Source organism: Goodfellowiella coeruleoviolacea (assembly GCF_024171785.1).
Lineage (GTDB): Bacteria > Actinomycetota > Actinomycetes > Mycobacteriales > Pseudonocardiaceae > Goodfellowiella > Goodfellowiella coeruleoviolacea.
On sequence record NZ_JAMTCK010000011.1, the window covers coordinates 144,388 to 156,557 of the forward strand.

Below are 12,170 nucleotides of genomic sequence, written 5' to 3' on the forward strand. Positions count from 1 at the left end.
CCGTGCCGGAGCCCCGATCCGCCCTCACCTCGGCCGTGGAACGCCACTCGATCGACTGGGTGCCCCACGCGGAACGCCACGGCAGGGTGGCTCATCTGGGGGCGGTCTGGTTCGTCAGCAACGTGAACCTGACGGCCATGGCCACCGGCGCGGCCGCGCTGGCCGTGGGCGCGCCGCTGTTCTGGACGGTCCTGGCCACCGTGCTCGGCTCCCTGTTCGGCACGTTCTTCATGGCGTTCCACTCCGCCCAGGGCCCCCACCTGGGCCTGCCGCAGCTGGTCCAGTCCCGGCCGCAGTTCGGCTACGTGGGCGCCGCACTCACCGTGTGGGTGTTCGCGCTCGTCAACTACCTGGCCTACAACATCTCCGACGCGATCATGGCCGGCTCGGCCGTGCACCTGATGACCGGTCTGCCGGCCAGTCTGGGCTATCCGCTCGCCGCCGTGCTGGCCGCGCTGGTGGCGCTGTTCGGCTACCGGTGGATCCACCGCATCAACCGGTGGCTGGCGCTGCCCTCGATCATCCTGCTGGTCGCGCTCACCGCGGTCGCGCTGAACAGCGACGGGCTCTCACCCGAACTGTGGAGCGCGGCGGGATTCCGGGCCGCACCGGTGATGACGGTGTTCGTCATCGTGGCGGGTTTCCAGCTGGGCTGGGCGCCCTTCGTGTCGGACTACTCCCGCTATCTGCACGCGCACGTGCCGGCCGGCCGCGTGTTCTGGTGGACCTACCTGCCCAGCGCGATCTCCGCGGTCTGGGTGTTCGTCATCGGGTCGATCCTGACCGCCGCCGTGCCAGGCGTCGATCTGGTCACCGCCCTGGCCACGGCCACCGACCGGGCCCTGCCCGGCCTGGGCGCGGTCGCCATCGCCGTCCTGCTGGTCGGGCTGCTGGACGTGATGGCGATCAACCAGTACGGCGGCGCGCTGACCATGATCTCCATCAGGGACTCCTTCCGCCCGGTGGTGCCCACCCGTCGGGTGCGCGCCACGGCCATCGGCGCGATGCTGGTGCTGGTCTGGGGCGTGGCCCAGTTCGTGGGCACCGAGCACTTCGCGGTCTTCTACGGCAACGTGCTGATCTTCCTCGCCTACCTGTTCACCCCGTGGACCGCGATCAACCTGGTGGACTACTTCCTCGTCCGGCGCGGCCAGTACGTGATCGCGGAGATCTTCACCGCGGACGGGATCTACGGCCGGTGGGGCTGGCGCGGCAACACCGCCTACCTGATCGGGCTGGTCAGCATGGTCCCCTTCATGGTCACCGCGCCGTTCACCGGGCCCGCCGCCACCGCGCTCGGCGGTGTGGACTACTCCATGTTCGTCGGGCTGCCCGTCGCCGCCGTCGCCTACCTGGTGTTCAGCCGGAGCCTGGATCTCGCCGAGGAACGCCGGCTGGTCGCGCGGGAGGGGCTTCTCCAGCCACCCCGACCGGCGCCGGCCCGGCCGACGCGACCTGCAGGGAGGTGAGCCGTGCTGGTGTTCGGCATCAACTGCTGCCTGTCCCCGGCCGACGACGACTTCATGGCGCGCCGTTGGGAGCTGCACTTCCACGACGCCGCCGCGGTGCTGCTGCGCGACGGCCAGGTGGTGGCCGCGGTCGAGCAGGAGCGGTTGAACCGCGTCAAGCACACCACCGCCTTCGCCGGGCAGGCCATGCGCGCCTGTCTGGACACCACCGGCCTGCGCCTGTCCGATGTGGACCGGATCGCGTTCTTCTTCGGCGAGCACTACACCGACCGCGAACTGTTCCAGCACTACGTCACGGACCACTCGCTGCCGCTGGCGGGCAGCCGTGAGCTGCTCGCCGCGCGCGTCCGGGAGCACTTCGACGTCGATCTGCCCGACACCGCGTTCGCCTTCGTCCGCCACCACGTCGCGCACGCCTACTCCGCCTACCCGCAGTCCGGGTACTCCGACGCGCTGGTCGTGGTGATGGACGGGGCCGGCGAGGACAACGCGATCTCCGTCTACACCGCCAACGGGTCCACGGTGGACCTGTTGAGCACGCACGAGATCAGCCGCTCGCTCGGCATGTTCTACCTGGCCGGGACCAGGCTGCTGGGCTACGGTCTCGGCGACGAGTACAAGGTGATGGGGCTGGCCCCGCACGGTGATCCAGCCACCTACCGCGCGGTGTTCGGCTCGCTGTTCGAGCTGCGCGGTGACGGTCACTTCCTGCTCGACCACACCGGCATGCACCCGGCGTTCACCGCCGCGGGATTCCGGCCGAGGCGCCGGGGCACGGCCTTCACCCAGGCCCACCGGGACTTCGCCGCCGGTCTGCAGCAGACCGTGGAGACCATCGCCTGGCACGTGATCAGCCACTGGCAGCGGGCCACCGGGCACCGGCGGCTGGCGCTGGCCGGCGGGGTGGCCCAGAACTGCACGCTCAACGGTCGGCTGCTGCGCGGCGGGCTCTTCGACGACGTGTTCGTGCACCCGGCCGCGCACGACGCGGGTGCGGCGCTGGGCGCGGCCATGAAGGTGCACGCCGACACCGCCGGGTCCGTTCCCCGGTCCCGCATCCGCCAGGTGTTCTGGGGCCCGCCGCTGCCGCGCCGCGAGGACACCGTCCGGTTGCTGCGGCGGTACCGGCGGTTCGTCACGGTCACGCGCTCGGCCCAGGTGGAGCGGGACACCGCCGCGCTGCTGGCCGAGGGCAAGGTGGTCGGCTGGGTGCAGGGCCGGTCCGAGTTCGGCCCGCGCGCCCTGGGCAACCGCAGCATCCTGGCCGACCCCCGACCGGCCGCCAACCAGGACCGGGTCAACCGGATGATCAAGCAGCGGGAGAGCTACCGCCCGTTCGCCCCGTCCGTGCAGGCCGAGAGCCTGCGGGACTACTTCGAGTTCCCGGCCGAGGCCAGCACCCCGGACTTCATGGTGTTCACCGTGCCGGTGCGCCAGGACCGGCGGGAGCTGCTCGGCGCGGTCACGCACGTCGACGGCAGCGCCCGCGTGCACGCGGTCGATCGCCGGGTCAACGAGCGCTACTGGCGGCTGCTGGAGGAGTTCGAGGCGCTCACCGGGGTTCCGGTCCTGCTCAACACCTCGTTCAACAACCACGCGGAGCCCATTGTGGACTCGGTGGCGGACGCGCTGCGGTGCTTCCTGACCACCCAACTCGACCACCTCGTGGTCGACGACCTCATCGTGTCCAAACTGGACCACTCCGAGGCCGACCTGTGCGCGCTGGCGCCCGCCCTGGTGCCCGCGGTCCGCCTGCGCGCCGAGCGCACCTCCGCCGGCGGCACCCGCCACGTCATCGCGTTCACCCACGTCGGCGGCGGCCAGGTCGAGCTGGACCAGCCGACCCACCAGGTGCTCAGCCGGGCCGACGGCAACTCCTCGCTGCACCAGCTGGGCGTCCGCCCCGGCAGCGCTGTCCTCGCCCGCGTCCGCGCCCTCTGGCAGGACCGCTACCTCGACCTGACGCCGCCCCAACCCTGACGGGGGTCCGCACTACGCGGATGCCGCCGCGTGGCACGCGCCGTAGCCGTCGGCGCGGGCGACGATCCGGCCGTCGTGGATCCGCACCGCGCTCTCGGTGGTGTCGCTGGTCGTGGTCACCCCCGCGGCCGCGGCCACGACGCCGGATTCGTCGTGGACGATCGTCAGGCGGGGCCAGGCCGACCGCGCCACCGCGGCCCGCAGGCAGCCGCGCAGGTCGGTGATGGCCAACCGCGCGAGGGGGCCCAGTTCACCGGGATCGCTGGTGACCAGGACCGCGGTGACCGCGCCGGTGGCCGGCGCGCAGCGGAGCGCTTCCTCGATGGCGGACAGGCGGTGCAGCCCGAGCACGGCGAGGACACCGTCACCGTCCAGGCGCGCCGGCTCGTCGCGCAGCGCGTCGGTCACCGGTGGTGGTGACCACGGCTCGTTGACCGGTCGCGCCGGCGAGACGTGCGGCAGGTGGGCGGGCTGCCACACGTCACCGAGGTCCAGCTCGGCGAGTTGCTCGCAGGCGCGGACGATCGCGAAGGGTTCGCCGAACCCGGGAGCGGCCGCGGCGAGCTGGCTCGCGCCGTGCAGTGTGGTCAGGGCGATCTCGGCCACCTGGACCAGGCGGGACGCGGCCCGCGGCGCCGGCCGCACCCCTTCCAGGCACAGCCCGAGCACGATCGCGCTGAGGCGGGTCAGCTGGGCGAAGGGCTCCCTGGTCCGCTCATCGGCCGCGATCTCCGGGAGCAGGTCTCGGCCGAGCCGGGCCGCGCTGTGCTGGTCCTCGCTGGCCAGGGGGTTTCGGACCAGCCAGGCGCGGGCGAAGTCCGCCAGTGCGGCAGCGGCCGTGCCGGCGGTCGGCGGGTAGTCCGGTTCGGCCGCCCGGTCGGCGTTGTGGGCCAGGACGGCGAAGTAGAGGGCCCGCTTGCTCGGGAAGTTGGAGTAGACCGCACCCCGGGTCAGCTCGGCCCGTTCGGCGATCTGGTCGATCTTGGCGTCGCGGTATCCGCGTTCGGTGAACTCGGCGCGGGCAGCCGCCAGCACCTTGGCGCGGTTGTGCTCCTGCATCTCCGCCCTGCTCAACCGGACCATCGCGCCCCCTCGTCCCCGCCGCTGCCGCGAACGAGAGGATACTCCCCCCATTCAGATGTCGTGAGCATCTGAATGGGGGGTGCAGTGCGGTCGGCGCGGTGTCGGGCGCACACGCTCAAGCCTGGTCCAGCCGGTCCAGCCCCGCCGCGCCAGCAGTTCGACCAGGCGACGGGCCGGTGGCGTGGTGTCGAACACCAGCGTGTCCATCAGCTTGGCGAACGGTGGCTCGACGTCCACGTCGGCCACGTAGTCCTCGCCCTGCTCGTCGGCCATCCGGGTGAGGTAGCCGGCCAGCCGGTCGGCCAGTTCGGCCAGCCGAGGGTCGTCGTCGGTCCGGTCGAGCGCCTCGCCCAGGGTGAGGTAGAAGTCGGTGACCCGGGGGTCGGCGATCTGCTCCCGCTTGCGGGCGATCCACTCGGGGACCCGCTCGGGCGAGTGCGCGACCAGCGGGATCCAGCCGTCGCGTTCGACCTGGACGATCCGCTCGTCAACGCCGAGCGCCCGCAGCCGGTCGAGGAACCCGACCACCTCCGGAGGCAGCGCCAGGTTGTCCCCGGCGGCGAGGTGGGCGATGCGCTCGCGGTGCCGCTGCCGCTGCCGGATCTCCGCCCGCAACCGCGCGTCGATGTCCGCGACCGCCGCGGCGAACTCCTTCGCGTCGGCCCGCAGCAGTTCTCGCACCCGGGCCAGCGGGACCCCGGCCTCGGCGAGGGTCCGGATCCTGATCAGCTCGATCACGGCGCCGGCCGGGTAGCGCCGGTAGCCGGCGTGATCCCGCTCCGGCTCCGGCAGCAGCCCCTTGGCGTGGTAGTGCCGCACCGCGCGCACCGTCACCCCGGCGTAGGACGCCAGCTCACCGATGGTCAGCACCTGAGCAGTCTCCCGTGCCGGGCAGCTGGTCAGCACCTCGCCGGCCGACCGCGCCGGGCGTGCCCCGGATGAGCTGGGCGATCTCCACGGCGTGGGTGACCACCAGCCCGTGGCCGGCGTCGAGCCAGCCCGTGGTGATGTCCGGCCGCTCGCGGACCAGCCGCTCGACGCCGGCGCGCCAGTTCTGGTTGCGCCACCGCGCCCGCTCCGCGCCGCTGTCGCCGGCCATCGAGGTCGACATGATCGCGGTGATCGGACAGCTGATCGTCCGGTACCGGTCGAGGATCACCGACCGCAGCACGTCCACCTCCAGGTTCAAATCGAGGATCTCCCGCGCGGTGAGCAGCACCTGCCGCGCGGTGCCCCTGACCGGCTCGGTCTCGCGCCGCAGGTCCTCCGCCATGGCGCGGAACTCCGGCAGGTCCGCCTCGGTGATGAAGGGTTCGGGCACCGGGTTCGCCCCGTCGATGAGCACGAGTTCGGCGACGGCGTCGGGATGCTCGGCGGCGTAGTGCACGATCAGGTCCGCGCCCAGCGAGTGGCCCACGAGCACGGGCGCTGGCATGCCGCGACGTGCCAACTCCGCCAGCACCGCGACCAGGTCGCCGAGCAGGGCCGCGAAGGAGTACCGGCCGGCGGCCGAGGAGCGCCCGTGGCCCCGCAGGTCGAAGGTCACCACGTCGTGGTCGCACCGCAGCGACTCGGCCAGCTCGTGCAGGCCGGCCTGGGTCGTGAGCAGCCCGGGACACAGCACCAGCGGTCGTCCCCGACCGCCGCGCGACACCGGGATGGTGACCCCGTCGTGGTGGACCGTGAAGTGGTGGGTTTTCGCTGTCACGCCGACCATGCTGCGCGGTTGACCCTGCGTCAGGGTCAACTCCGGGGCGGCGCGGCACCGTCAGGCCGGGTTCGCGCGTTCCTGCGCGTGCCGGTCCTTGGCGGACTGGATGGCGTTGCCGGCGCGCGCGTCCAACTCGCCCCAGCGCGACATCCCGTAGTCCCTGGCCCGCGCGAAACCGCCGGTGCCGCGCTGGAACCGCGGCTTGACGTGGTTGGCGAACAGTTCGTAGCTGCGCAGCGTCGCGTCGTGCCGCGCCCACTCGTGGTGGATCAGCAGGTAACACCCGAACCCACCGGACTGCCGCTGCAGGCGCTCGATCTGCGCGACCGCGTCGTCCACGGTGCCGATGACACCCAGCCCGCTCTCGGTGACCCACCGCACGCGCTCCTCGAAGGTGTCACCCGCGGCGCGGAAGTGCGGCGCGGCGAGCACCTTCTGGGTGTAGTCGCACCACGCGTCCAGGCCGTGGCGCACGTCCTCGATGGCCTGCTCCCGCGTCTCGGCCAGGTGCATCGGGCCGCACAGCCGCCACCCGGACCGGTCGGGGGTGTGGCCGTGGCGCGGGGCCCACTCCGCCACGACGTCCCAGTGCAGCGCGAGAGCGTCGAAGCCGCCCGCGGCGGTGGCGCCCACCGACAGCAGGTCCAGCCCGTGCTTGGCCGCGGTCCTCGGCCCGGTGGGCGAGGCGATCGCCGCGACCGCGATGTCGAAGTCGCTGTAGGGCTCGTACTGGGTTCGCGCGTCGACCAGGTTGTAGCGGCTGGTCCGTGCGGTGACCGTCGCTCCGCGCAGGATCGCCATCAGCACGTCGACGTCCTCTTCGAGCGCGGTGCGCTGCTCCTCCACGGCCAGGCCGATCATGGCGGCGTCGGTGGGCAGCGCACCCGGGCCGAGCCCGAGCATGAACCGGCCGCGCAGCAGCCGGTCGGCGAACAACGCGCGGTCGGCCACCCACAGCGGGTTGTGGTACGGCAACGAGACGACCCCGGTGCCGAGCTTGATGTGCCGGGTCTGCGGAGCGGCGTAGGTGATGAACATGAACGGGTCCGGGATCAGCTCGTGCCCGCACGAGTGGTGCTCTCCGACCCAGGCCTCGTCAAAACCCAGCTTGTCCAGGTGCTTGATGACGTCGAGGTCCCGCTCGTAGGCCGCGGTCGGGTCCTGGCCAACCGGACAGTGGAACGGGGCCAGGAAAGCCCCGAACTTCAGCGTCATGTCAGCTCCCTCGCCGGTCATGCGGTGATCCGTCGCGACGCGCCGGGCGCCTGGAATCACTGTCACACACGCGTCCACGCCGGTCGAGGTTCATTCGGCTGACAGCCTTGACGCGGTGGCCGCACCCGCGCGGCCCGCGCCACCCGGTCCCGTGTCCACATCGGAGCGATGCGGGCGTCCAGGGCGCCGGTTGTCGAGGCGCTGTCGGTGGCGGTGCGCCCGGGCCGGCGGGCGCCCGGGCGCGCCCCGATGGTTGGCGCTCACATCTTCCGGCCGGGATGACGTCAAAGCCTTGATCAGACGGCTGGAACACCAAGGTGAGCGATCACAACTCGGGGACCTCGGGGATGGTTGACCCGCTTGTCCGGCTGCCGCTACATTGGTGAAACTTTCGCTTTGACTGCGAAAGTTTCGACCCGGTTGGAGTCGCGCCGGAACGGTGTGGCTTGTCCGTCAACGGTGACGATGGGACTTCCTATGCGTGCAGCACGCTGGTGCGCGGCGCTCGCCGCGATCACCTTCTCCCTGGGCGGCGCGACCGCCGCCGCCGAACCGCAGGCACCGGTCGGCGACGTGTCCTCGGCCGCCCTGCCGTCGACCTTCAGCTGGTCCTCCAGCGGAGCGCTGATCGGCCCGAAGTCCGACTCGACGCACAACATCCTCGCGGTCAAGGACCCGACCGTGGTGCGCTACGACAACAAGTGGCACGTGTTCGCGTCGACCGCGAACTCCGCGGGCAGCTACAACATGATGTACACGAGCTTCGGTGACTGGTCGCAGGCGGCGTCCGCGCCGCAGTACTACCTGGACCGGTCGGCGATCGGCACCGGGTACCGGGCCGCGCCGCAGGTGTTCTACTTCGCCCCGCAGAACCGCTGGTACCTGGTCTACCAGACCGGCCTGCCGTCGTACTCCACGACGACCGACATCAACAACCCCGCGTCGTGGTCCGCGCCCCGAAACTTTCAGAGTTCGATGCCCGACATCATCCGGCAGAACATCGGCAGCGGCTACTGGGTGGACTTCTGGGTCGTCTGCGACAGCGTGAACTGCTACCTGTTCTCCTCCGACGACAACGGCCACCTCTACCGCGCGCAGACCACCGTGGCGAACTTCCCCAACGGCTTCACCAACACCGTGATGGTGATGTCGGACTCGAACAAGTACGCGCTGTGGGAAGCGTCCAACGTGTACAAGGTGCAGGGCACGAGCAACCAGTACCTGCTGGTCATCGAGGCGATCGGCAGCAACGGCAGGCGCTACTTCCGGTCCTGGACCGCGAACGGCATCACCGGCTCGTGGACGCCGCTGGCGGCGACGGAGAGCAACCCGTTCGCCCGGTCGAGCAACGTCTCCTTCCCGGCCGGCGCCTGGACGCAGGACATCAGCCACGGCGAGATGATCCGCGCCGGCGTCGACCAGACCATGGAGATCAACTCCTGCCGGATGCAGTACCTGTACCAGGGCATGAACCCCGGGTCCGGCGGTGACTACAACAAGCTGCCCTGGCGGCTCGGCCTGCTCACCCAGACCAACTCCAACTGCTGATGGGTGGGAGCGGCCGGCCGCTCCTGTCCGGCCGCTCCTGTCCGGCGATCCGTCCGCACGGGTGTCCTCTGCCGTGTCGCGATGAGTTCCGGCCGGGCCGCGGGTCTGTCCTGGTGACGGCGCGGACGTCGGACGACGCCGCGCAGACACCACGGAGGACACCATGACGGCCACGCCGAACGACCCGACCACCGCGCTGCCCGGCCGCCCGCCCATCGTCGACCTGGCCACCTGGCAGGCCGCCCGGGACGAGCTGCTGGCCCGCGAGAAGGCCCACACCCGCGCGGGCGACGCCATCGCCGCGGCCCGCCGACGGCTGCCGATGGTGGAGTTCGACGGCACGGTCGAGGTCGTCGGACCCGACGGCCCGGTGCCGTTCCTGACCCTGTTCCAGGGCCGCGACGAACTGCTGGTCTACAAGCACATGTGGCACGACGGCGCGCCGCACCAAGGGCAGTGCGAGGGCTGCACCATGACGGCCTGGCACCTCAGGGACGCCGTCTACCTCAACGCCCGCGGTGTCTCGTTCGCCATCCTGACCACCGGCCGCTGGGCCGAGGTGGCCGCCTACGTCGAGTTCATGGGCTACACCCAGCCCTGGTACTCGGTGCGCGACGTGGCCGAGCCGGTCGGCGGGGACATGGGGTACCTCACCTGCTTCCTGCGCGACGGCGACCGCGTGTTCCTCACCTACTCCACCACGGGCCGCGGCAACGAGCCGGCCAGCGCCTCCCTGGGCCTGCTCGACATGACGCCCGGCGGCCGCGGCGAGGCGTGGGAGGACAACCCCGAGGGCTGGCCCGAGGGGCGCGACGCGTGCTGGTACTGGCGCACGGACGCCGACGGGACCGCCACCTGGGGCCCGACCAGCCGCCCCGTGCCGCAGTGGACCCGTCCCGGCGCCACCCCGGTGCGGACCCTCGGCCGGCACGGCCACCACCACTGACCCGCCCGTGCGCGGCACCGACGCGGTCCCGGTGGGCACCCGTTGGTCGCAGCGCCACTAGGGTCGCGAGGTGCCACGACTGCTGTTGTTCAACGGCCCACCAGCGTGCGGCAAGTCGACGCTGGCCCAGCACTACGTCGACGATCACCCGCTGGCGCTGAACCTGGATGTCGACCGCGTCCGGAGCCTGATCGGCCGGTGGCGCGACGATCCGCACGCCGCCGGCCTGCTCGCCCGGCAGGTAGCGCTGGCTGCCGCCCGCGCCCACCTGGCATCCGGGCACGATGTGGTGGTCCCGCAGTTCCTGGCCCGGATGACGTTCATCGAGCAGCTTGAGCGGCTCGCACGCGAGGTGAACGCCTCGTTCCACGAGTTCGTGCTGCTCGACAGCAAGGAGAACGCGCTGCGGCGCTTCGCCGAGCGCGCCCGCGCGGCGGTTGATCCCGCGCACGTCGAGGCGCGGGAGATGGTCGAGCGCGGTGGCGGGTTCGACGACCTGTCGGTGATGTACGACCGGCTGATGACGGTGATCGCCGCGCGGCCCGCAGCGCGGATCGTCCGCATCGAGGAAGGCGAGGTGGACCTGGCGTACCGGGCGGTGCTGCGCGGCCTCGGGTGAGGCCGGCACCCGGGACGCGCGGCCCTCGGGGCCGGTTCCCGGTCGTCCGGTCAGGAACGCGTGTCGGGCCGGGGTGCTCCGGGTTGGCGCCGTGCGGGCCTGGGCAGGCTGGCCGCGGTGATCAGGGTGATCAGTTGGCGGCGGAAGTGGTGGTAGTCGTCCCCGGCGCCGAGCAGGGACTCGGACTCCTGCTCCGCGCGGCGAGCGGCGGCCAGGGTGCGGGAGAACGCCAGTCCGACCAGCAGGAAGCCGGGCACCAGCACCGCGAGGTAGTTGGAGTCGACGTCGATGCGCAGCAGCAGGGCGTAGCCGATGGCGGCCAGGGTGAGCCCGGCCGCGGTCATCGCCGTGACACCGGACCGCGCGGTCAGCGGCGGCGCGGTGCGCGGGGCCAGCAGCACCACGGTCAGGCCGGTGGGGACCACGGCGAGCCCGGTCTCCAGCGCGGACCAGCCACGCAACTGCTGCCGGTAGAGGGTGAGCACGAACAGGCAGCCGACCCAGGTGCCCCGCAAGCGCGACCGCGCCCACGTTGGCCCTGGCCAGCGCGCCGGACCTGAGGATGCCAAGGCGCATCAACGGCGCGGCGTCCGGCGCCGTCGCCTTCGCCTTCGCCTTCGCCTTCGCCGAGGACGTCGTGTACGCAGAGGTCGGACGGCGGCAGGCGGCGGGCAGCGGCTGAGCCCGGCCGAGCGGGGTGGGCGGGGTGGGCGGGGTGGGCGGCTGCCGCGACCGTCCTACCGCAAACCGCGCACCCCGCCCTGACGGACACGCGCTCACCTGCGTCCGCCAGCTCGTCGAATCGGTCAACTCGACGCGCGGCTAGGCCACCGACCAGCCGCCGTCACTGGGCAGCACCGCGCCGTTGATGTTCGCGGAGTCGTCGCTGAGCAGCCAGGTGATGGCCGCGGCGAGCCGTTCCGGCTGGGCCAGTGCCGGGGTGGTGGCCCGCATGACCGGCCCGATCCGGCCCGCCGCGAACTCGGACCTCATCGTCGCCTCGATGCTGGTGGCGACCGGGCCGGGCACGACGACGTTGGCCCGCACACCCTGGGGGCCGTAGAAGAACGCGACGCTCTTGGTGTAGCCGACGAGCGCGTGCTTGGCCGCGGTGTAGGCGGCCCCCGAGGTGGAGGCGCGCAGCGCGGCCTCGGAGGCGACGTTCACGATCGCGCCGGCGCCGGCCGCGATCATGCCGGGCAGCACCGCCCTGGTGAGCCGCATCGGCCCGGTGAGGTTGACGCCGAACACCCGCTCCCAGGTGGCGTCGTCCACCTCCGCGGGCGGCAGGAAGCCGTCCATGATGCCGGCGACGTTGGCCAGGCCGTCCACCTCGGTGCCGGCCGCCGCGGTGATCGCGTCGATGACGGCGGGGTCGGTGATGTCCCCGGCGACGGTGTGCACGTCGAACTCGCGGAGTTCGGTGGACAGGCGGTCAAGCCGCGCCGGGTCCACATCGGACGCGATGACCCGGCCGCCCTCGGCGGCGACGCGGACCGCCGTGGCTCGGCCGATGCCCGATCCGGCTCCGGTCACGATGATGGTCCTGCCGGCGAAGCGGCGGGTGTCGGTGGCGGGTGTCATGTCTTCTCGTCTTCG

11 protein-coding genes are annotated in these 12,170 nt (G+C 72.0%); 5 read left to right on the forward strand and 6 right to left on the reverse strand.

Translation table 11 applies throughout. The features are described from left to right. Positions 1–2: 2 nt before the first annotated feature. Together LX83_RS23500 and LX83_RS23505 are read left to right on the forward strand one after the other, a co-directional pair. Entirely contained in the window at positions 3–1,469 is a 1,467-nt protein-coding gene (locus LX83_RS23500; protein ID WP_253774967.1) for a purine-cytosine permease family protein, read from the forward strand. A 3-nt stretch (positions 1,470–1,472) separates the two neighbouring features. Further along, complete coding sequence (locus LX83_RS23505) at positions 1,473–3,449, forward strand: carbamoyltransferase family protein (RefSeq protein WP_253774969.1); 1,977 nt, start codon at positions 1,473–1,475, stop codon at positions 3,447–3,449. Between the two features lie 12 nt (positions 3,450–3,461). Here LX83_RS23505 and LX83_RS23510 read toward each other — a convergent pair whose 3' ends face one another. Genes LX83_RS23510 through LX83_RS23525 form a run of 4 tightly spaced genes read right to left on the reverse strand, consistent with a single transcriptional unit; the run spans position 3,462 to position 7,458 of the window. Further along, positions 3,462–4,532, reverse strand: a complete 1,071-nt coding sequence (locus tag LX83_RS23510) for a TetR/AcrR family transcriptional regulator (RefSeq protein WP_253774971.1) — start codon at positions 4,530–4,532, stop codon at positions 3,462–3,464. A 51-nt stretch (positions 4,533–4,583) separates the two neighbouring features. Continuing rightward, positions 4,584–5,402, reverse strand: a complete 819-nt coding sequence (locus tag LX83_RS23515) for a MerR family transcriptional regulator (protein ID WP_253774973.1) — start codon at positions 5,400–5,402, stop codon at positions 4,584–4,586. Continuing rightward, positions 5,386–6,240: an alpha/beta fold hydrolase gene (locus LX83_RS23520; RefSeq protein ID WP_253774975.1), complete on the reverse strand. Its 855-nt coding sequence runs from the start codon at positions 6,238–6,240 to the stop codon at positions 5,386–5,388. The genes LX83_RS23515 and LX83_RS23520 overlap by 17 nt, the downstream gene beginning before the upstream one ends. Before the next feature lie 60 nt (positions 6,241–6,300). Further along, on the reverse strand, positions 6,301–7,458 hold the full coding sequence (locus tag LX83_RS23525; protein WP_253774977.1) for an LLM class flavin-dependent oxidoreductase: 1,158 nt from the start codon (positions 7,456–7,458) through the stop codon (positions 6,301–6,303). Positions 7,459–7,935: 477 nt separating this feature from the next. Here LX83_RS23525 and LX83_RS23530 point away from each other — a divergent pair, with 477 nt between their 5' ends. From LX83_RS23530 to LX83_RS23540, 3 genes are all read left to right on the forward strand, one after another. Beyond that, on the forward strand, positions 7,936–9,006 hold the full coding sequence (locus LX83_RS23530) for a non-reducing end alpha-L-arabinofuranosidase family hydrolase (RefSeq protein ID WP_253774979.1): 1,071 nt from the start codon (positions 7,936–7,938) through the stop codon (positions 9,004–9,006). A 163-nt stretch (positions 9,007–9,169) separates the two neighbouring features. After that, positions 9,170–9,952: a DUF899 domain-containing protein gene (locus LX83_RS23535; RefSeq protein WP_253774981.1), complete on the forward strand. Its 783-nt coding sequence runs from the start codon at positions 9,170–9,172 to the stop codon at positions 9,950–9,952. 70 nt (positions 9,953–10,022) lie between these two features. Beyond that, on the forward strand, positions 10,023–10,571 hold the full coding sequence (locus LX83_RS23540) for an AAA family ATPase (RefSeq protein WP_253774983.1): 549 nt from the start codon (positions 10,023–10,025) through the stop codon (positions 10,569–10,571). Between the two features lie 50 nt (positions 10,572–10,621). Here LX83_RS23540 and LX83_RS23545 read toward each other — a convergent pair whose 3' ends face one another. Both LX83_RS23545 and LX83_RS23550 read right to left on the reverse strand, forming a co-directional pair. Then, positions 10,622–11,086 carry an MFS transporter gene (locus tag LX83_RS23545; RefSeq protein ID WP_253774985.1) on the reverse strand — a complete coding sequence of 155 codons (465 nt, stop codon included), beginning with the start codon at positions 11,084–11,086 and terminating at the stop codon, positions 10,622–10,624. A gap of 307 nt (positions 11,087–11,393) precedes the next feature. Further along, a complete protein-coding gene (locus tag LX83_RS23550; protein WP_253774987.1) occupies positions 11,394–12,155 on the reverse strand; it encodes an SDR family NAD(P)-dependent oxidoreductase in 762 nt (253 codons plus the stop codon). Positions 12,156–12,170: the final 15 nt, after the last annotated feature.

What these genes read in the sequence shown, in the direction of transcription:
- LX83_RS23510 (WP_253774971.1), bottom strand. Translation starts at nt 4,532, where the DNA reads ATGGTCCGGTTGAGCAGGGCGGAGATGCAGGAGCACAACCGCGCCAAG.
- LX83_RS23525 (WP_253774977.1), bottom strand. Translation starts at nt 7,458, where the DNA reads ATGACGCTGAAGTTCGGGGCTTTCCTGGCCCCGTTCCACTGTCCGGTT.
- LX83_RS23530 (WP_253774979.1), top strand. Translation starts at nt 7,936, where the DNA reads ATGCGTGCAGCACGCTGGTGCGCGGCGCTCGCCGCGATCACCTTCTCC.
- LX83_RS23535 (WP_253774981.1), top strand. Translation starts at nt 9,170, where the DNA reads ATGACGGCCACGCCGAACGACCCGACCACCGCGCTGCCCGGCCGCCCG.
- LX83_RS23550 (WP_253774987.1), bottom strand. Translation starts at nt 12,155, where the DNA reads ATGACACCCGCCACCGACACCCGCCGCTTCGCCGGCAGGACCATCATC.